This is a genomic window from Haloglomus halophilum, from assembly GCF_024298885.1.
GTDB classification, from domain to species: domain Archaea; phylum Halobacteriota; class Halobacteria; order Halobacteriales; family Haloarculaceae; genus Haloglomus; species Haloglomus halophilum.
The window spans coordinates 1863803-1883282 of record NZ_CP101166.1 but is presented as its reverse complement, the minus strand read 5'-3'; the positions used below and the strand labels follow the sequence as shown (position 1 = coordinate 1883282).

Annotated in this window: 19 protein-coding genes; 7 read left to right on the top strand and 12 right to left on the bottom strand. The window is 70.2% G+C overall.

The features are described from left to right. Positions 1–48: 48 nt before the first annotated feature. Together kynU and NL114_RS09150 are read right to left on the bottom strand one after the other, a co-directional pair. The gene (gene kynU / locus NL114_RS09155) at positions 49–1347 is read right to left on the bottom strand and encodes a kynureninase (RefSeq protein ID WP_254824484.1); all 1299 of its coding nucleotides are present in this window, start codon (positions 1345–1347) and stop codon (positions 49–51) included. Between the two features lie 80 nt (positions 1348–1427). Then, on the bottom strand, positions 1428–1793 hold the full coding sequence (locus NL114_RS09150) for a HalOD1 output domain-containing protein (RefSeq protein WP_254824483.1): 366 nt from the start codon (positions 1791–1793) through the stop codon (positions 1428–1430). 287 nt (positions 1794–2080) lie between these two features. Between NL114_RS09150 and NL114_RS09145 the strand changes: the two genes are divergently transcribed. Together NL114_RS09145 and NL114_RS09140 are read left to right on the top strand one after the other, a co-directional pair. Beyond that, positions 2081–2977 carry an SDR family NAD(P)-dependent oxidoreductase gene (locus NL114_RS09145; RefSeq protein ID WP_254824482.1) on the top strand — a complete coding sequence of 299 codons (897 nt, stop codon included), beginning with the start codon at positions 2081–2083 and terminating at the stop codon, positions 2975–2977. Between the two features lie 973 nt (positions 2978–3950). After that, the gene (locus NL114_RS09140) at positions 3951–4040 is read left to right on the top strand and encodes an alpha/beta hydrolase fold domain-containing protein (RefSeq protein WP_254824481.1); all 90 of its coding nucleotides are present in this window, start codon (positions 3951–3953) and stop codon (positions 4038–4040) included. Positions 4041–4046: 6 nt separating this feature from the next. Here the strand turns inward: NL114_RS09140 and NL114_RS09135 are convergent, their stop codons facing one another. From NL114_RS09135 to NL114_RS09115, 5 genes are all read right to left on the bottom strand, one after another. After that, positions 4047–4610, bottom strand: a complete 564-nt coding sequence (locus NL114_RS09135) for a DUF7344 domain-containing protein (RefSeq protein ID WP_254824480.1) — start codon at positions 4608–4610, stop codon at positions 4047–4049. Positions 4611–4742: 132 nt separating this feature from the next. Beyond that, positions 4743–5309 carry a hypothetical protein gene (locus tag NL114_RS09130; protein WP_254824479.1) on the bottom strand — a complete coding sequence of 189 codons (567 nt, stop codon included), beginning with the start codon at positions 5307–5309 and terminating at the stop codon, positions 4743–4745. Between the two features lies 1 nt (position 5310). Next, a complete protein-coding gene (locus NL114_RS09125) occupies positions 5311–6651 on the bottom strand; it encodes a signal peptidase I (protein WP_254824478.1) in 1341 nt (446 codons plus the stop codon). A 45-nt stretch (positions 6652–6696) separates the two neighbouring features. Beyond that, positions 6697–7827 carry a hypothetical protein gene (locus NL114_RS09120; protein ID WP_254824477.1) on the bottom strand — a complete coding sequence of 377 codons (1131 nt, stop codon included), beginning with the start codon at positions 7825–7827 and terminating at the stop codon, positions 6697–6699. A 188-nt stretch (positions 7828–8015) separates the two neighbouring features. Continuing rightward, positions 8016–9023 (bottom strand): SipW-dependent-type signal peptide-containing protein, encoded by a 1008-nt coding sequence (locus tag NL114_RS09115; protein WP_254824476.1) that lies wholly within the window; start codon positions 9021–9023, stop codon positions 8016–8018. Positions 9024–9409: 386 nt separating this feature from the next. On the opposite strand from NL114_RS09115, the gene NL114_RS09110 reads away from it, so the two are divergent. The 4 genes from NL114_RS09110 (at position 9410) to NL114_RS09095 (ending at position 12223) form a co-directional block, all read left to right on the top strand. Next, positions 9410–9979 (top strand): DUF7344 domain-containing protein, encoded by a 570-nt coding sequence (locus NL114_RS09110; RefSeq protein WP_254824475.1) that lies wholly within the window; start codon positions 9410–9412, stop codon positions 9977–9979. A 130-nt stretch (positions 9980–10109) separates the two neighbouring features. Continuing rightward, positions 10110–11015 (top strand): serine/threonine-protein kinase RIO2, encoded by a 906-nt coding sequence (locus tag NL114_RS09105; protein ID WP_254824474.1) that lies wholly within the window; start codon positions 10110–10112, stop codon positions 11013–11015. 103 nt (positions 11016–11118) lie between these two features. After that, entirely contained in the window at positions 11119–11301 is a 183-nt protein-coding gene (locus NL114_RS09100; protein WP_254824473.1) for a hypothetical protein, read from the top strand. A gap of 202 nt (positions 11302–11503) precedes the next feature. After that, positions 11504–12223: a profilin-fold protein gene (locus tag NL114_RS09095; protein ID WP_254824472.1), complete on the top strand. Its 720-nt coding sequence runs from the start codon at positions 11504–11506 to the stop codon at positions 12221–12223. A 12-nt stretch (positions 12224–12235) separates the two neighbouring features. Here the strand turns inward: NL114_RS09095 and NL114_RS09090 are convergent, their stop codons facing one another. Then, complete coding sequence (locus NL114_RS09090) at positions 12236–12892, bottom strand: helix-turn-helix domain-containing protein (RefSeq protein WP_254824471.1); 657 nt, start codon at positions 12890–12892, stop codon at positions 12236–12238. Positions 12893–13021: 129 nt separating this feature from the next. Here NL114_RS09090 and NL114_RS09085 point away from each other — a divergent pair, with 129 nt between their 5' ends. After that, on the top strand, positions 13022–13243 hold the full coding sequence (locus NL114_RS09085) for a YgaP family membrane protein (RefSeq protein WP_254824470.1): 222 nt from the start codon (positions 13022–13024) through the stop codon (positions 13241–13243). Between the two features lie 21 nt (positions 13244–13264). On the opposite strand, the gene NL114_RS09080 is transcribed toward NL114_RS09085, so the two are convergent. The 4 genes from NL114_RS09080 to nasA form a co-directional block, all read right to left on the bottom strand. Next, positions 13265–14491 (bottom strand): MFS transporter, encoded by a 1227-nt coding sequence (locus tag NL114_RS09080; RefSeq protein ID WP_254824469.1) that lies wholly within the window; start codon positions 14489–14491, stop codon positions 13265–13267. Positions 14492–14656: 165 nt separating this feature from the next. Beyond that, positions 14657–16426, bottom strand: coding sequence for a nitrite/sulfite reductase (locus NL114_RS09075; RefSeq protein WP_254824468.1), 1770 nt, complete (start codon positions 16424–16426; stop codon positions 14657–14659). Continuing rightward, positions 16426–17187 carry a molybdenum cofactor guanylyltransferase gene (locus NL114_RS09070; RefSeq protein WP_254824467.1) on the bottom strand — a complete coding sequence of 254 codons (762 nt, stop codon included), beginning with the start codon at positions 17185–17187 and terminating at the stop codon, positions 16426–16428. Before NL114_RS09070 ends, NL114_RS09075 begins: the two co-directional genes overlap by 1 nt. Next, positions 17184–19382, bottom strand: coding sequence for an assimilatory nitrate reductase NasA (nasA, locus tag NL114_RS09065; RefSeq protein ID WP_254824466.1), 2199 nt, complete (start codon positions 19380–19382; stop codon positions 17184–17186). Before nasA ends, NL114_RS09070 begins: the two co-directional genes overlap by 4 nt. Between the last annotated feature and the right edge of the window lie 98 nt (positions 19383–19480).

Genomic DNA, 19480 nt, shown 5'->3' with positions numbered 1-19480 from the left:
GGGAGTTTCTGCAACACTATCGGTCGGTCAACCGGGACCAGAACCGGCTCAGGTGACACCGCCGTCGGGCGAGTCGAACTGCTCGTACTCCTCGCCGTCGAGCACCGCCCGGAGTGCCGTGACAGCGTCGAACACGTCCGCGAAGCCGACGTGGGTCGGCGCGGGACAGAGCCGTACCACGTCGGGCGGCCGGACATCGACCACCACGTTACGGGCATTCAGCGCCTCGCCGATGCGGTAGGCCTCGGGGTGTTCGAGGGCAACGTGGCCGCCGCGCTCGTCGGGCGCGCGCGGCGTCGCCACGTCGCACTCGGGCAGGCGCTCGTCGGCGAGGTCGATGCAGTAGTCGGTCAGCGCGAGCGAGCGCTCGCGCAGGTCCGCGACCGTCAGGTCGTGCTCGTCGAACAGGTCCAGCACGCCACGGAGCGGTGCCATCGACAGCAGCGGCGGCGTCCCGATCTGCCACGCCCCGGCCGAGTCAGCGGGCGTGAACCGCTCGTTCATCTCGAACTGCGTCTCCTTGTCGTGGCCCCACCAGCCCGTGAGCGACGGCGTCGTCCCGTGATGCCGGCGGTTGACGTACAGGCCCGCCACGGCGCCGGGACCGCCGTTGAGGTACTTGTAGCCACACCAGACCGCGAAGTCGACGTCGACATCGGCGAACTCGTGGGGGACGACGCCGACCGAATGCGCGCAGTCGAAGCCCACGAGCGCGTCGTGTGCGTGCGCGGCCTCGGTGATGGCCGCGATATCGAGCAACTGGCCCGACCGGTAGAGCACGGAGGGCATCACGACGACGCCGACCTCGGGATGGGCGTCGAGGGCAGTCTCCACGTCCGCGGTGCGGATGGTGCGGCCGTCGCGCGAGGCGACCTGCACGAGGCCGTCGTCGGGGTCGAGCCCGCGCTCGCGGAGCTGGGCACGGACGGCGTAGTGGTCGCTCGGGAAGTCCAGCTCGTTGACCAGCACCTTCGACCCGTCGGCCTCTCGGAGGAAGGTCCCGACGAGCGTGTGGAGGTTGACGGTCGTGCTGTTGGCGCAGACGACCTCGTCCTCGCGGGCGCCGACCATCGGCGCGACGCGCGAGCCGAGGCGCTCGCCCCACTCGAACCAGTCCGAGTCGCTCCACCCCTCGACCGCGAGGTCGCGCCACTCCGCCAGCAGGTCGCCGACGGCGGCCTCGGCGTGGTCGGAGATGGGGCCCAGCGAGTTCCCCTCCAGGTACGTCCCCGGCGCGTCGAAGGCGTCGGCCAGCGACCAGCTCGCCTCGTCGCGTGCGACGGCCCACTCGCGGGTGTGCCGGTCGGCGTCGATGTCGGGCACGTCCTCGCCCGGCGTCTCGGTCATTGGTTCGGTGTACGGGGCGACCGATATGCCTCTTGCGCGTCGGGGACCGCCGTGGCCGGTCCGCGCCGGTGGCCGGCGACTCAGCCCTCGGTCGAGGGGGGCGTCACAGCTATCTCCCCGGAGCTCTCGATGCGGACACGGTAGCCGTCGATATCGAGGAACACGTGGCTCCCGGTCCGAGGGGTGCCGTCAGCGCGTGTCCGGAAGATGCGGTTCAACCCGTCCGGGTCGACGTAGGTCGTGACGTCGGCGATCAGCTCCGTCGGCGACGTGCCGGCCACGTCCGCGACGGCGAGCGCGACCGTCGTCGTCAGCCCGTCCGCATGGGGGTCGTGGAACGCGTAGTAGACCCCGTCCTCCTCGGTCTCGACGACCGCCATGTCGTCGACCGTCCGCGCCGCGCACTGCTCCGGGATGGAGTCGTCGCGGGCCGGAGACGAGGTCATCGGCCCCGACCACCACCATTTGAACCACCATCCATACCCGGTTCGCAGGTACGGTACATACCATGTCGTCCGCGGCTCGATGCTCAAAAGCTTCGTGGCCGAACCGTCGCCAAACAGGTGTCACGACCACGAAATCGAGGGTGCATGTGCCGGTCCCGCATCGTCACGCGGCCCCGGTCCGGCGCAGGAGCGGCGGGCCAGTCCCTCGCCAGGGAGCAGGCCACGCGAGCGAGGCGCCGTCGAGCCGAGGCTCCGGATACAAGTACCCGCCCGTCGACCCCCCGGCAATGCTCGAGGACACGGTGCAGATCGTCTGCGGCGCGGGCGGTGGACTGGGCGAGGAGACCGCGGTCGCGATGGCCGAGCACGGCGCGACGGTCGTCGTCAACGACCTCGGCGTCGACGTGGACGGCGAGGGGAGCGACGCCGAGCCCGCACAGGCAACCGTCGACCGTATCGAGGACGCCGGCGGCGAGGCGATGGCCCACTTCGGCGACGTGACGGACCTGGACTACACCGAACGGCTCGTCGCGGACACCGTCGAGGAGTACGGCGCCGTCCACGGCGTCATCAACTACGCCGGCATCCTCCGGGACTCGATGGTGTTCAACATGGCCGAGGACGAGTGGGACGCCGTCGTCGACGTCCACCTGAAGGGCCACTTCTCGGTCGTCCGGGCGGTGTCGGCCCACTGGCGCGAACGCTACAAGGCCTCCGGCTTCGACCGCCAGCGCTCGCTCACCTGCGTCTCCAGCGGCGTCGCCGCCGGGAACCCGGGACAGGCCAACTACTCCGCCGCGAAGGCCGGCATCCTGGGTCTGATGCGCACCTCGGCCCGCGAACTCCACCAGTACGACGTGCGCGTGAACGCGCTGTGGCCCACGGCGCTGACCCGGATGACCGAGGACCTGCCCGCGATGGCCGGCGCCGACGAGGAGTCGATGGGGCCACAGCTGGTGCCGGCCGCGCCGGTCTTCCTCGCCAGCGATGGCGCCGAGGATGTCAACGGCGTCACGCTGGCCATCGCCGGCGGGAACGTAGCGGTCGTCTCGGACCCCGAACGCGAGCAGAGCCTCTCGAAGAACGTCGGCGAGGAAGGTGCCTGGACCGCCGCCGAGATCGACGAACGCTGGGACGAACTCACCGAGGGCGTGAACACGATGCGGATGAGTCCCGGCTACTGAGCGGCACCTGCTGTTCTCGCTGCCCGGTTCTCCACGACTCGGGAGCCACGGCGCCGAGACCCGTGACCGGTGAAACGCCAGCCGCGATTCGATATCGTGATATCCGGTTTACTGGGCAAGACACCGGGGACCGGCGATGGAGCAGAGAAGGTGGATGTCAGTAATATTCTCTGTTAGAACTCCAACTCAGACATCTTATCCAGCATATTAAACTTATATGGGCCCAACTTCTACCATACCCTCATATAGAATATGCGAGTGTGAGGAGATCCGACGAACCCAGAGTGGGGTCGGCGTGCCGAACTGTCAGGAAGAGCGGTAGGAGCGTCGCCCGGCTGTCGGCGGGGGACCCGTCCCGACGAGCGTGGCCGCCGGGCCACCGCCGTGCGCTGTTCGTCGGGGGCTGGTCTGGCCGCCCCCGCCGGCAGAACACCGTCCGACGGTGCTGTACCGTCAGGCACCGTCGGCGGAGCCCTCCTGCCGGGAGCTGTCGACGCGAGGATGGCCCGACGGGTTCCTCGCGCCCGCACGCGGGCGCTCGACCGAGCCCCACGGCCACCTGCCACTGGCGTTCTCGACCGCGGCTCCAGACGACCCGGATGCTCGCGGTGGGCATGCTGGCCGGGAGACTCCCGGCGCCGACCCGACACCATGCTCACCCCAGTACGTTTGGCCGCGGCCCGCGCAGGGCGGCCCATGGCCGACGACCTCGACGGATTGGACCCCGACTGCGCGCGCGTCGTGCGCGAGTTCCTGGCGGAGGGGCTACCGGAGTCACACGCTGTCGGTTCCGAGCGCCCGGCGGCTCGAAGACGAGCTGTTCCCCACGTGCGACGGCCCGGAGATGGCCAGTATCCGTAATTTCTCCATCTGCGGGCCCGCTGGCGACGAACTCCCGCTCAGAGCGTACCGTCCGGAGGGGCCGCCCCCGGCCAGCGATGAACCGGATGCCACGATATCGAATCGTCCGACCGTGGTTTTCAGCCACGGTGGAGGCTGGACCCTCGGGACGCTCGACTCCGCCGACGACATCTGCCGGGAGCTGGCCGCCCGGCTGGAGTGAGCGCCCCTACTCGCTCACGGTCTCGGTGGCGGCCAGCACGAAGCCGACCGAGACGCCCGCGGCGACACCGAACGAGAGCGCGGTGAGCAGTGCGCCCTCCAGTCCGGCCACGGAGTACCGGCCGAGCAGGACGCCGGACGCGGCGACCCCGAGCAGAACCCAGACCAGGAACCCGTAGGGGACCGCATCGTCGCCGTCGGTCCCCTCCTGGTCGAGTTCCAGATACGGCCGGAGCTGGTCGGCCCGGTCGGTGAGTCTGACGTGCTTGCGCGAGGCGTCGTACTCGACGACGCCCATCCGGTCGAGTTTCGGGAGGTGCGTCTGCAGGAGCGCGGTGTAGACGGTCTTCCGTTCGTCGTACGACAGCTCCTCGGCCGGCGTCTCGTTCTCCCACGCGGCGATGACCCGCGAGAGCTCCGTGACCGATGTCGGCTCCTGCCGGGAGAGGTACTGGATGAGGAACCGCCGCCGGCAGTTGCTCAGCGTGAAGTAGATGTCGCCGGTCGACAGTGGCTCGTCATCACCCTCCTCCTCGGATACCCCGCCGTTGCTGGCTGTAGAGACGCTCATGTGTTCCCCCCTGGCGTGCCCCCCAGCACGCACTGAATACTGGATCAGTGATTTCCGGATTGTGAGCATGGGACAAAGAAGATGGCCCCGAAACCACACGGCCCCTTTTCCGGTTCCGCTGGGGCGTCAGAACTACGAGGGCGTCGTGGACTCGGACCCGGACGTCGCCGTCGCGGTCTCCTCGGCCGTCGGCGCCGCTGTCGATGTATCGGTGGGCTCGGCGGTCACGGTCGGTTCTGCGGTTGGTTCTGGAGTCGGTTCCGCGGTCGGTTCCGGAGTGGCCGTGGTCGTCGGCGCCGATGTCGGCGTAGCAGTGGACTCGGCAGTCGGCGACGGCGTCGGCGTATCGGCGGCCGTCGGTGTCGATGTGTCGGTGGATGTGGCGGTCGACGTTCCGGTAGCCGCAGGCGTCGTCGCCGTATCGTTGGCGGTCGTCGGCGTCGTGGTCGAGCGCGGGTCCGGAGTGGCGGTCGGGGACGACGTGTCGCCGGTCGGCGTCGGTGCGTCGGCGCTCTGCAGCGACGGTCCCCCAGTCTCGGAGGTCGAAAGGGGGTCCGAGACGGAGACCGAGACGGACACGCCGGCCTCCTCGACATCGTTGAACACGCCGACCGTCGGCTGCGGAGCGCCGACCCCAGCGAGCACGGCGGCGACGAGTCCGAGCACGACGACGAGCCGCATCCGTCGGCGGAGGGACATCTCAGCTCTCACCCCCGTCGTCGGGCGACCGCAGACCGAGCCCCCGGAGGACGGCACGGACGGCGGTAACCTCCGCGTAGCCGACCGCGTACAGGAATCGGACGACCGGCCGGACCACGACCGAGTCGGTGAGCGTATCGAGGACGCCCCGGCTGTCGTCGTCGGTCGTCGATGCATCCCCGTCATCGCTCGGCTCCGCCGTGTCGGTCGACCCCGTCGCGTCCTCGACCGAGTCGTCCGACGGGTCCGGGTCCGGCGGGTCCGAATCGGACGAGTCCGGGTCCGGCATCGCCTCGTGTGACCGCTTCAGGTGGCCGTTCCCTTCGCGAACGGAGGGTGCGGTCGAGGCAAGGAGCGACACCGGGAGCACTCTGATCCCGAGCGCGTCGTCGAACGCCTCGACCCCGTCGCTGCCGGAGGGAGTCACCTGCCGGGCAGGTGGTGGCGCCGTCGCTGCAGGACCGCTGGAGACCGTCTCGGTCACCGCGGTGTATCGCATCGCGGCCAGGTAGACCGTCGTCCCGAAGGCGCCCACGGCCACCGCGATGGACCACGGTGTCGGACGGCTGACCGCCACGACGCTACTGTAGACGGTGAGCACGAGGAGGACCGCCAGCGAGAGCCGGATGTCGGTCGGGGAGAGCGTGTAGGTAGCTTCGTCGGTCTCGTCCACGTCCGGCGACTGGACCGACGGTGTCCCGGCGCCGTCCGTGTCGTCCGAGTCGTCGTCATCCGTCCGGAACACCCCCCACACCTCGGTCGCGAGGAGGAGTCCGAACGGGGCGGCGATGAGCGCGAAGAACCCCGTGGAGGTGCCCGCGAACGAGACGACGTAGCCGACGTACGGCAGCACCAGCGTCACCTTCCCGACGAGCTCGTTCTCGACCACCGGCTCGGCGTCGGGCTGTTCGTTGGCGTCCCCCTTCGTCGTGAAGTGTATCACCCCGTCCTGCTCGCTCTTCGAGACGACGCGGTGGGTCGTCGGCGGCGGCTGGTCGTCCGGAACGAACGTAATCACGTCGCCGGTCTCGATCGCCGCGGGCGGTGCTCGCTCGACGATGATGACGTCACCGGTCCCGATGGCCGGTTCCATGCTCCCGCTCCGGACGACGTAGCTCTCCTCGGCGCCGACCAGCGACGGGGCGGCGTAGACGACGAACGGGACGACCACCGCCACGAGCGCCACCACGAGCAGGACATCGAACACCTGCCGGACGGAGAGCGACCCGCTACCGGGGAGCGCCGGGGTGCCACCGGTCGGTGCGTCGGCGCCGGCGCCGGCGTCGGCGCCGGCCGCGCCCTGCTCGCTGCCCGCGGCGTCGCCGTCGGACTGGTCGCTCATGGCTCGTGCCCCGCGGTCGGTCGTGCGTGTGTTCGTGACATCGGTTCAGTACTGGTCGAAATCCTCTCGCTCGATCTTGACACCCGTCCCGTCCCCGAGACAGTAGTTCGATTCCGTTCGGTCGGTCGCCTGCTCACCATCACCGACCTGAACCGTCTTGCTCTGTATCCCGCCGGGATAGTCGAACACCTCGATTCCCCGGTCCGGGTTCTCCGGGGCACCGCCCGAGCCGATGCCGCTCTTGATGACCACGTGCTCGACATCGGCCTTCGTCTCCCAGGTCAGCGCCGGCGCCCCGCCCTCGTCGCTGACATCGAGCAACAGGACATCATTCCTGCTCAGGTTCCCCGTCGAGGTGCAGAACGCGACGAAGCTGATGTCGTGGGCGTCCGGCCCGGGGGTGGGTGTCGGTGTCGGCGTCGGCTCCGGCGGCTCCAGCGTCGCGCAGGGGCCCGTCTCGCCGTCGTTGTGCCGGGCCTGGACCGCATGGAACCGGAGGTTGAGACCCAGGTTCACCGCGCCCAGGTCCAGCGGCAGGTCACCGGTCACCGAGAGACTCAGGCAGAGACAGGGGTTCGAGCCGGGCGCGTCAGTTGGCTGGAACGGTGCCTGGTGCCCCGGGGCAGTCACCAGTCGCCCCTCTCCATCGAGCGGGAATCCGCCCGCGTACTGGCCGAGGAGCGTACAGAGCGAGCCCTCGAAGACCGACTCCGGCTCCGAGGCGTCCACGTCACAGTACGCCAGAGAGAGGTCGAGCACGTCGTCGAGTTCGCCGAGCGTCCCGTCGACCGTCTCGCCGACCTCGCCGAGGAGGCCGTCCCCGTCGGCGTCGACATCCGAACACAGGTCGAGGTCGATACCCGGACAGAGCCAGATGTACGCCGGGTTCCCCTTCAGTTCGAAGCAGAACTCCGCCTCCGTCGGCGTCGACTCCGTCGGGTCCGGGAGCGTGAGTTCGGGACCGTCACCGACCCCGCCGCTGTCGATGGTGACCGTCTCGTCGTTCCCCTCGTAGTGGACCACGAGGTCGACACCCCCCGCCTGGAACGACGCGGCCGTCCCCTCGCGGTCCGCGAAGGCGGCGAGGCTCCCCACGCCGGCGCCGGCGGTGGCCGCGCCGGTTGCGCCGAGCGCGAGCAGCACGTCGCGTCGAAGGGGGGCGTCGTTGTCGGTCATGTGGTAGCTGAGGGGGGGTTCGTGGCGTCACCGCGCGTTCGCGTCGATGGGGGCCCGGGAGGAGACCGCCTGGCCGCCAACGGCGGATCGAACGAGGTCAGGACGTGCCCGGACGGTCCCGCAGGTGTCGACGGGGGATGGCCCGCAGTCGGCACGGTTCGCCCGGTGAACACGGTTCTGTGAGCGGATTAGCTCGAATCGTCGTTCGGCGTGTAGTTCCCCGGAGCGTAGTCGTTCTGGAAGGTCGGGGATTGGGAGTGGCGGACCTGGCTGAACGTGAACCCGAGCTTCATCGTCACGCTGTCGCCCTGTAGGGCGTTCCCCGCCGTGTAGGGGAGATGCCAGTCGTAACCGAAGTTGAGCGTGTCGTCGGGCTCCAGCGGCGACGCCTCGCGCTCGTCGTCGTAGGTGTTTTCGTCGTCCTCCGCGTCCCCGTCCAGCACGACACATCCGGTATCCACCTCGGATCCCTCCGGACCGGGAATCTCGACGACTCCGTCGTCCTCGTTCCAGAGGATGGTGTTCTTCGAACTCGCACCCGTCGCCACGTCGTGTAGCGTCCGAGGCTGGAGGTCCTCGAAGTCGTTCGTTCCCTCGCGGCTGTTCCAGAAGGCCGCCGAGGTCCCGCCGCCGTAATCGGTCATGTTGCCAGTCCAGTCACCGTCCGGCTCGCCGGGCGTGCCGTTGCTGTCGAAGAACGTGTTCGGCCCGTCCGAGTAGAACGGGATGATGAGCAGGTTGTCGGCCAGTTCGCCGTGGGGATGGTTCTGGACCGGGTCAGTCTCCGAGCCGTCGAGGTCGTCGTCAGCCTCGACCTCCGGCTCGAACGTCCGGCCGTCGATGTCGTTCGCGTAGCCGACACACGAGGACACCCACGCCGGGTTGTTGGTGACCTCCAGCTCGAACGTGATGGAGCCGTAGTCGCCGGGCTTGACATCGGTCAGATTGAACGCGACGCCCGCGGCGGTGTCGGTGACCTCGACGTTGGTCAGCTCGTCGGCGACCTGGTTCTTGTTGTAGCTGGCGCCCCAACTGAGCTGGCCGTCGATGCCGCCGGCCGTGAAGGTGACCGACTGCTCCTCCTGATCTGTGAACTGTGCATACGTGCCGAGACCGGCGCCCGCGGACGCGAGGCCGATCGAGCCGAGCCCGACGAGTGCTTTGCGCCGGGAGATGCGGATTCGTTCGTTGGACATGGTTTCTCCCCCGGTCCGGCCCATGCGGGGACCCCGACCGGGTGAGAACCCCTTGTAGAGAGGGGTGGTTAGCTATGAGTTCCTTCGGTACCCTCTATCGGGCGCCTATCCGGTTCTAACCCCGGATTAGGTGCTCGCGCGGGAGGTTTAACCACGGACTGAACATGGCGAACTCCGCGGTTAAGTGACGATTATCCGAGACAATCGCGGCGTATTCACCAGCCGGTGATGCGGCGGCCGGGTTCAGACGAGCGGTAGCTCGGTGCCGGGGTATCCGGCTCATACATACCATCCCTGCACCGCACGACCCCAACGCGCCCCCGGTGGGTCCACGACCGGTCCCCCCACGGTCGTGACCCACCCGGCGCGCTCCCGCGTGAAACACCATGTCCACCAACACCGAATCACGCCTCTCGCTTCGCAGTCGGCCGACGCTGAGCGACGACGATCTCCACCACATCCTCCGGAACCCTCGGCGGCGAGCGGCCCTCCATCACCTCGGAACGTCCTGGGGGCCGACCACCGTCCGGACCCTCTCGGAGGTGGTCGCGGCACGGGAGACGGGCGAGACACCGCCACCACGTGACGTCCGGGAGGCGGTGTACATCTCGCTCCACCAGACCCATCTGCCCACGCTGGCCGAGCACGACATCGTGGAGTACGACCGCGACCGCAAGGAGGTGGTCCCGTGCAGCGGCGCACCCCACGTCGGCCGCCATCTCGCGGCGATCTCCGGGACCGGTGTCACCTGGGAGGAGTACTACCGCCTCCTCGGTACCCTCGCTCTGGTGCTCGTCACCCTGTCGGCTGGCGGGTTCCCCGTCGTTTCGGCCGTCTCGGCACTCGCCTGGGCCAGCGGGTTCCTCGTCCTGTTCGCACTTTCGACGATATACCAGCTGTTGCATTACCGGGGGCTGCTTCTCCGCCCGCTGCTCGGGTCATCGGCCGACTCCTGAGGGGCGCGGCTCCGACCCGACATGCGACGAGCGCGGCGCCCGGTTTCGTATCGCCGAATCCGGTTTATCCGCGACCCGAACCGCTGTTCCGAGAGGAGTTGCTTTTGCCCGTCGGCGCGCTACGGCCGCTATGGTCCGGAACGTGGCCGGCGAGATGGCCGAACTCGAGCCGGAGGACTTCCACCTCCTGTCCGGCCTGGAGCACGGGATGCGGTTCTCGCGCTGGGTCGCCGAGGGGAAGCTCCCGGAGTTCTCGGGACTCGATTCGGAGAACGTCGACTACCGGCTGGACCGCTGTGAGCGCCGCGGCCTCGTCGAGCGAAAGACCATCCAGTACACCGGCTACCGGCTCACGTTCGAGGGGTACGACGCGCTCGCGCTGCACACCTTCGCCGAGCGCGACACCATCGACGGCGTCGGTGGGCCGCTCGGGGTCGGCAAGGAGTCCGACGTCTACGAGGTCCGGAGCTTCCAGCCGCTCGCGCTGAAGTACCACCGCGAGGGGTACACCAACTTCCGCGAGGTGGACAAAGAGCGCGACTACACCAGCGAGAAGCAGCACATCTCCTGGTTCTACACCGCACGAAAGGCCGCCGAGCGCGAGTACGAGGCCCTGGAGACGCTGTATCCCGACGTGCGCGTGCCCCGGCCGGTCGACCAGAACCGCCACGCCATCGTGATGGCGAAGATGGACGGCGTCGAGTTGTCGCGCGCGGGCCTCACGGACGGGCAGGTCGTGCCCGTCCTCGACCTCGTGCTCGACGAGATGGCCGGCGCGTACCGCGAGGGGTTCGTCCACGCCGACATGTCCGAGTACAACGTCTTCGTCGGGTCGGAGGGCGTCACCGTCTTCGACTGGCCGCAGGCGGTCCCGACCGACCACGCGAACGCCGAGGAACTGCTCGCGCGCGACGTGACCAACATCGTGGGCTACTTCCAGCGGAAGTACCCCCAGCACACGCCCGAGGTGGACGAGGCCGCGCTCGCGGACGCCATCCGCGAGGACGACTTCGAGACGGTCCGCGCGTTCGCGTGACAGGGGTAGCGTCTTTAGCGGGGGTGGTGAGACCAGCCGACGGAGCGGGCCGGACGCTCCCGGCCCAGAGATTAACCGTGTAGAACCGTTACACTCCCTCGCCATGTGCCACGGGTACACACCGCGTGACTGGTCCAGCGAGGTCGCCGAGGAGTTCGAGGAGGAACTGGAGGAGGAGACGGACGACCCCTCGTTCGTCGAGGAGGAACCCGCCGAAGACGTGGAGCTGCTCACGGACGGCGGGGACGGCACCCCGCAGTCGGCGGACGCCGACGAGGACGAGTGACGGCGACCCCATAACCCAGTTCTTTCGCACCCATTCGACGAGCCATAGCCATCCCCGCCCATTTCTTCTACACCCCCATTATATCTCAGAAAGTCGAGCATTTTCGCCATAATTCCCGTGGTATGGACGAAATCTGGTAGATTATGCGGCGCCCCGAGACAGCGACCGGAACCCTAAGGCCGCCGCCGCGCCACCATCGTCCGTGACCGACCTGCCGGAGCTGGAGACGGACCCCGAGGCGGTGGCCGACCGACGCGACGAGGTGGCCGGCGCCATCCGCGACCACGCGAGCGGGCTGGCGCGGGCGCTCGCTCGGGTGCAGGGTGGCGACTACGGTCGCCGCGCGTTCACAACCGACGCCGGGGAGTGGACCCTGAAGTACGAGGCCGGCGACGTGGAGTTCCTCCTGTTCGAGCCGCGCTCGGGGGAACCGGTGTACGTCGTCTCGACCAAGCAGCCGCCCGAGCCGGACGCGCTGGCGCTGGCCGCACGCGACTACGCCGCCTTCGTCCGCGCGTTCGACGCCTGGGTCGACTCCCTGGCGGGCGCGCTCGACGACGCTCCCACGGCGTTTCCGGAGCCGACCGATACGAGCGACATCGTCGCCGAGCGCGAACGCGTCCTCGCGCGCATCCGCGAGGTCTGTACGACGATGGTCGGCGAACTCGACCGCTACGAGGGCGACCAGTACGGCACCTTCACCGCGCGCGTCAACGGCTCGCGCTGGGAGCTCAAGCGCGACGGCGCACAGGTGTCGTACCTCCGTGTCGGCGGCAGCGACGGCATCTACCTCCTCTCGCAGTACGGCCCACCGAGCGTGCCCGACCTGAAGGAACTCGCGCCGGACGTGGCCGCGTTCGTCGATGCGTACAACGAGCACGTGACGGAGCTGACGGAGACAGCCGAGGAGCTGGAGGTGTAGCCGCCGGCGTTCTCAGGCCTCGAAGAGCGCGCGGAACAGGTTCGCCTCGGCCTTCTGGAGGTGCTCGGCCGCGGTGGCCCGCCCACAGTCCAGCTCCACAGCCACGTCGGCGATGGTGGCCTCACGGGGGACATCGTAGTACCCCACGCGGAGCCCGGCCCGGGCGGCCTCCCGCTGTCGGGGCGAGAGCGAGCGGACGGCATCGTCCACGCCGACCGGGGTCGCGCCGACCGCCTCGACCGTGACGCCGACAGCGTCCGGAATCCCCTCGACCGCAGCCTGGATGGCGGCGTCGGTACCGACCAGCGTGAACGTGCTGCTCCCGTCGTCGTGGCACTCGACCGGCGGCACCGTCAGCACGTCCTCTCGGGTGAAGTTCTCGAACAGCGCGCGGGCCGCGGTCGACTGCTCGGCCGCGAGGAAGCAGTAGGCCGTCTCGTCGCCGTTCGGGAGAATTTCGAACTCGCGGACGTTCGCCATGTCCTCGAACGCCCCCTCGAGTCGGCGGTAGTCACCCTGGACCCAGAGCAGGAACCCGACGGGCGGCTCGGCGACGTTCCAGTTGACGATGCGGACGGTGGAGAGCGCGGACGCCTCGAGCGTCAGGCGTCGGTAGGCGGGCGGGAGGTAGGCCTCGGGCGGCGAGATGGTGATCCGGACCCGCTTCATATCCTGGCTGGTGGACAGACGGGTTTAGGACTACCGCCGCTCCGTCGGGACCGGGGCCGACCCCGCGTCAAGAACCCCCCGGAGCTGTTCGGCCACACGGACTCCACCATGCGACGAGATGGACGACCGATGCGTCCGAACCTCGACGAGGTCGACCGAACCGTCCGTGGCATCGCAGGAATCTGGCTCGTGGCGACCGCCGTCTCGGCGGCCAGGGCCGGCGAACGGACGACCGCACTGACGGCCGGTATCGCTGGACTCGGCCTGCTCCAGAACGCCGCCACGGGGGTCTGCGGCGGCGGGTTGCTGTTCGGCTTCGACACGGCATCGGACGACGACCCCACGGCGTGAGGACCGGCGACCACCCACTTCTCACGCCACGCGCCGCACGCCCACCAGCAGCACCACCGCCGCACCCATGCACGCAGTTGGTAGCAGCCAGGCAGTCCCGTAGCCCGCGGTGTCCGCGAGGAAGCCGAAGGCGGGCGGGGCGAGCATCCCGCCGGCGTTGATGCTGGTCTGGCCGGCGGCCGTCGCCGCGCCGATGTCGTCCTCGGCGACGAGCCCCGCGAGACAGGAGTAGAACACGCCCGTCGAGCCCAGCACCGAGATGCCGACGCCGAGGAGGACCGCCCCCGCCACGAGCGTCGACTCGATGCCGGCGGCGAGGACGCCGAACAGGACCAGCGCGACGGCGGCCTGGCCCAGCGCCACCGTCGCCGCACCTCGGGCGCCGCCGAGCCGGTCGGCCAGGTCGCCCGCCAGCACGCGCCCGACGCTGCCGGTCACCTGCGTCGCACCGAGGACGAGCCCCCCGAGCGCGACCGTCGCGCCGACACCCTCGTCGACGTAGAGGACGACGTAGCCCAGCGCGGCGAAGATGGCCGCACCGATGAAGAAGCCCGCCCCGACGAGCAGAACGTACGAGCGGTTGCCGCCCAGTCCCCGGAGGTCCGGCGCCGCGAGGCGCCCGCTCCCCGCACGCCCGTCGTACGCGAGCGCGAAGCCGGCGGCGGCGACGAGGCCGAGCGCGGCGACAGCACGGAAGCCCGCGACCCAGGTGACGAGCGTCGTCGCTGCGACCGCGGCGAAGACCACCGAGGCCAGCCCACTGCCCGCGGTGACGCCGACCTGCTTGAGTCCCATCGCGAGGTTCGCGCGGCCGGCCGGTGCGCTCACCCCGATGGCTCGGTTCGTCGCGGGCATCGCCGTCGAGTACGCCGCGCCCAGCAGGGCCGCAGCGGCGAGCAACGCGCCGTACGTGGGTGCGAGGCTCACGCCGACGGCGGCGACCGCCAGCCCACCGAGTCCGGCTAGCATCACCCGGCGCTCGCCGAAGCCGTCGACGAGCGCGCCGCTCGGGAACAGTGCCAGCGTGTACCCCAGCAGCCCGACCGTCAGGAAGAGGCCGACGGTCGTCCCGGACAGGTCGAACGCCGGCTTCAGCAGGCCGGTCGCGGCGAAGAGGCTGTAGTAACAGGCGCTCGCGGCAGTCTGCCAGCCGGCGATGGCGGCGACCGGGCCCCAGCCGCGGGGCGCCCCCGTATCGGTGGTCCCGGAGGCGGCAGCGTCCGTCGCATCGGCGGTGTCCGTCTCCACATCCGAGTTCGGGGCAGGAGAACGGAAGGACTGTCGATTGCGGCGACCGCGCAGCTCACTCCGACGGCGGCGACCGCTCGTCGGTCCCGACGAGCAGCTCCGGCGCGGCGTCCATCGGCGCGACCGCGGGTGCATCCTCCCCCCTGGAAGGCGTCTCCCCGGACATCAGTCGTCGGCCGGGGCCTGGCCCCCGTCGGCGCCCGCGTCATCGGCGAACGGGTACCAGGACTGTTTGGCGTCGTGGAGCGCCGGGTCGACGTAGTCGGTCTCCTCGGGTTCGAGGAGTTCGGTGATGGCCTCGCTCCCGGTGGCGTCGACCCACTCGCGGAACGACTGGCCCGGCTCGCGGTGGGCGGCGAACGCGTTGAGCAGGTTCGCGAGCGCGCCGGGCACCTCGTCGGCGGGGACGCGCTGGCGGACCCACTCGACGAAGGAGGGGTCCTCGCCCATCCCGCCGCCGACGCCGATGTCGAGCGCCTCGACCATCTCGCCGTCCTTGCGCCCGCGCATCCCGAGCAGGCCGATGTCGGCGGTGTTGGCGTGGCCACAGTCGGCCGTACAGCCCGAGAAGTGGAGCTTGATGCTGTCCACGTCGTCGGGCAGGTCGACGTGCCGGTCGAGCCAGCGGAGCATCCGGGCCTCCCGTGCCTTGGTCTCGGCGAGCGCGAGCGAGCAGAACTCCGTCCCCGTGCAGGCCATGCCGCCGCGCTCGAAGACGGTGGGGTCCGGCGAGTACGCCTCCAGCAGCGGCTCCTCGAGAAAGGCCGCGAGGTCGGCCTCGGGGATGTCCATGATGAGCGGGTTCTGCCGGCGTGTGAGCCGGACCTCACCGCTCCCGTACGCCTCCGCGAGGTCCGCCAGCGCGCGGGCGTCGTCCGCCGGGATGCGCCCGACCGGGACGTTCAGCCCGACGAAGTAGCGGCCGTCGTGCTGCTCGTGGATGCCGACGTAGTCGATGGGGCCCTCGGGTGTCTCCTCGCCGTCGCCGTGGCCGGCGTTGTACGTGTACGATTCGCGGCAGTCCTCGCCGGCCGTCTGCAGCTCCCAGTCGACGTATTCGGCCTGGAGCTGCTCGCGGATGGCCTCGGGGCCGCGCTCGTCGACGAAGAACCGGGCGCGGTTCTTGTTCCGGTTGGTCCGGTTGCCCTCGTCGTGGTAGAGTTCGACGAAGCCGCGGACGAGGTCGACTGCGCGCTCGGGCGGGACCCACACGTCCAGCGGCCGGGCGACGCGGGGCTCGTGGCCACCGAGCCCGCCCCCGATACGGACGTTGAAGCCGACCCGGGAGTCACTCTCGACGGCCTTCATCGCAGGTTCGAGCCCGATGTCGTTGATGGCGTCCTGCGCGGAGCCGTCGGGGATGCCCGAGACGCTGATGTTGAACTTGCGGGGCATGTTCGCGAGGTCGTCGTCGTCCCGGATGGTGGCCTGGATCTCCTCCAGGATGGGCTTCGTGTCGATGAGCTCGCGGGCGTCCTTCCCGGCGGTGGGGTTGCCGGTGATGTTGCGCATCGTATCGCCGCCCGCGGAGCGCGTCGAGAGACCCGCCCCTTCGAGCGTCTCCCAGACATCCGGCACGTCCTCCAGCTCGATCCAGTGGAGCTGGACGGACTGGCGGGTGGTGAGGTCGAGCCAGCTGTTGCCGAACTCGGGGTTCTCGACCGGCCCGGCGGCGTACTCGTCGGCCACTTCGGCCAGGGCACGGAACTGTCCCGGGTCGAGGACGCCGTCGGTCCCGGTGAGCCGCATCATGAAGTAGTCCTCCTGGCCGGTCCGCTGCTGGAAGACGCCCCAGAACTTGAAGCGCGTGTACCAGTCGTCGCGCTCGTCCTCGGGGATGGCGTCGACGCCACCGTTCCGGGCGAACTCGAGGAGGTGCTCGCGGACCTCGTCGCCGTAACAGTCCTCCTTGATGCCCTCCTTCTTGTGCACCATCAGGACTCACCTCCCTCGGGGAGGACCGCCGTGTTACTCTCCGCCCGATTCGTGACCGATACCGCGTGCTCTCCGTTCGTTCCCATGGTAGTTCGGTTATCAGCGTCGTTCAGCCACTCACGCCCCGATACATCGGATAGTTCGGCCTGCGTGTCGATATCCCGCACCGTTCCCGGCGCGACCGGTACCGCGTCGGGGTCGACCCGCGCGAGTACGTCACGCAGCGCTCGCGAGCCAGCGGCCATCGTCCGCACGGCCGCCTCGCGGGCTCGCTGGACCCGGTAGACCGCACCGAGCGGCTCCCGCCGGCCCTCGACCAGCGGCGCTGTGCCGGCCTCGCCCGTGGCGCGGGCGAACAGGTCCGCGACCGTCGCGGACCGGAGGAACGGCTGGTCGCAGCCCGCGACCGCGACGTACTGCCCCCGCGTGACGCGAAGCCCCGTCAGCAGCCCCGCCACCGGCCCCTCGTCGTCAACCGGGTCGACGGCGAAGCGGACCGGGAGGCACTCGTCGAGCCCCTCGAGTGCGGCTGCGAGCGCGTCGCGCTGGGCCTCGCGGCAGTTGACGACCAGCTCGTCGACGGCGGGCGCGAGCGCGGCCGCCGTGTGGCGGACCAGCGGCGCCCCCGCCAGCTCGGCGAGCGCCTTGTCCGGCTCGCCGAAGCGGGTCGAACGCCCTCCGGCGAGGATGAGGGCCGACCGCTCGGGCCGACCCGAGCGGTCGCGCTCGAGCCCGTCGTCGGGCGCTGTTCGGTCCGTCATTCCGCCACCTCCGTGAGCGCCTCGCGACCGTCGGGCGGGGCTTCGCGGTCGGGCTCGGTGAGCTCCACCTCTGACTCGTCGGCACGGGATTCGACCCGGACGGCGCACTGCTTGAGGTTGGGCTCCGCCGAGCGCGGGTCCCGGTCCGGCGTCGTCAACCGGTTCGTCGCGGGATGGTGGATGGAGAGCCACACCAGCCCCTCCGGGACGGCCTCGTCCGGGTGGAGCGTCACGTCCACGCTCCCCCGCCGGGAGGTGAGGCTGACCTCGCGTTCGCCGTCCGGCGCGACGGTGGACATCGTGGCCGGCGCGACCCGCGCGACGGGCGCCGTCGGCTCGCCGGGACCGGAGCCGTCGCGGCTCCGGACACCCGTGTTGTAGCCGTCGGCCTCCCGGCCCGTCGTGAGGACGAGCGGGTACTCCTCGTCGGTCGGCTCGGCCTCGTGGGGCTCGACCGCCGTCGAGAACCGGGCCCGACCCGAGGGCGTCGCGAACGACCACTCGGCGTCCGCACCGGTGGGGCCGGCCGCACCCTCGTCCGCGGCCGCATCCGTATCCTCGTCCGTAGCCTCCGCGCCCGACGAGTGGTACCGGTAGCCGCCGCTCTCGCGGGGACCGGGTGCCGGCCACCGCACCGCGGTCTCGGCCTCCAGCCGCGTGTACGAGAGCCCGGAGCAGTCCGCGTCCGTGTCGGACGTGAGGTCACAGAACTCGCGGAACACGGCTTCCGGGTCGAGCGGTGGCTCACCCAGCAACCCCGGGCAGAGCCGCTGGCCCAGCTCCGCGATGATGTCGATGTCCTGCTTGACCCCGGAGGGCGTGTCCGTCGCCGCCCGGACCCGCGAGACCGTCCGTTCCATGTTCATCACGGTCCCCTCGGACTCGCCCCACGTGGCGGCGGGCAGGACGACGTCGGCGTACTCGACGGTCTCGGAGTGGAACGCGTCCTGTACGACGACGAACGCGTCGTCCAGTCGGTCGGCGACGGCCCCGGCGTCGGGCACGCCCGCGACGGGGTTCGTCGCAACCGTCCAGACCACGTCGACCTCGTCCTCGACCGCCTGGAGCGTCCCGACCGGTCCGGGACCGGTGTCGTCCGGGAGGCGGCCGGGGTCGACGCCCCAGTAGTCCGCGACGGCGGCCCGCTCGTACGGGTCCTGGAAGTCGCGGTGGCCGGGCCAAGAGCCCTTCGAGGAGCAGACGCGGGTGCCCATCGAGTTCGCCTGCCCGGTCAGCGAGAACGGACCGGTCCCGGGGCCGAGGTTGCCCGTCGCGAGACAGATGTCGATGAGCGCGCCCGAGGTGGCGGTCCCGTCGACGGACTGGTTGACGCCCATCCCCCAGTAGACCAGCGTCCGGGCGTCGAACGCGTCCGCGAGCGCATCCACGTCGGCCATCGCGACGCCGGCCTCGGCGGCCGCCGTGACAGCGTCAGGGAGGCTCGCTCGCAGCTCGTCGAACCCCTCGGTCGCGGCCTCGACGAACGCCTCGTCCACGTCGCCGCGGGCGACGACGCGGGCGAGGACGGCCCGCGCCAGCGCGAGGTCACCACCGGGGGCGAGCGCGACGTGGTGGTCGGCGAGGTCGGCCGTCTCCGTCGCCACCGGGTCGACGACGAGGAGTTCCCCGTCGTCGGCCGACTCGCGGATCCACCGGAACATCACGGGGTGCGCAACGGCCGGGTTGGCGCCCCAGACGACGTGCGAGTCGGCGCCCGGGATGTCGTCGTAGGTGCAGGGCGGCGCGTCGCTGCCGAAGGCGTCGTAGTACGCCGTGACGGCGCTCGCCATGCAGAGCGTCGTGTTCGCGTCGTAGTATCGGGTCCCGATGCCGCCCCGGGCGAGCTTGCCGAGGGCGTAGGCGGCCTCGTTGGTCTGCTGGCCACTTCCGAGGACCGCGACCGCGTCGGGCGAGGTGGCCATCGCCCGGCGCATCGCGCCAGCGGCCTCCTCGAGGGCGTTCTCCCAGGTCGTCGAGCGGAGTTCGCCGTCGCGCCGGACCAGCGGCCGGGTGAGCCACGTCCCGTCGGGGTCGGCGGACTCGCGCGTTCCGCGCCGGCAGGCCAGCCCCTCGCTGACCGGGTGCATCGGGTCGCCGCTGACGGTGTCGATGCCGTACCCGTCGTCGACGGCGCGCTGTCGGTGCCCGCAGCCGACCGCACACCGCATGCAGGTGGTCGACACCCACTCGGTCATCCGGTCACCTCCGGACGAGTGCCGATAGGACACCCGTCAATCGATTCGCAGAATACCTTTGCGAACATCACAGTTTCACGTTCAGAAGACAGAGAACA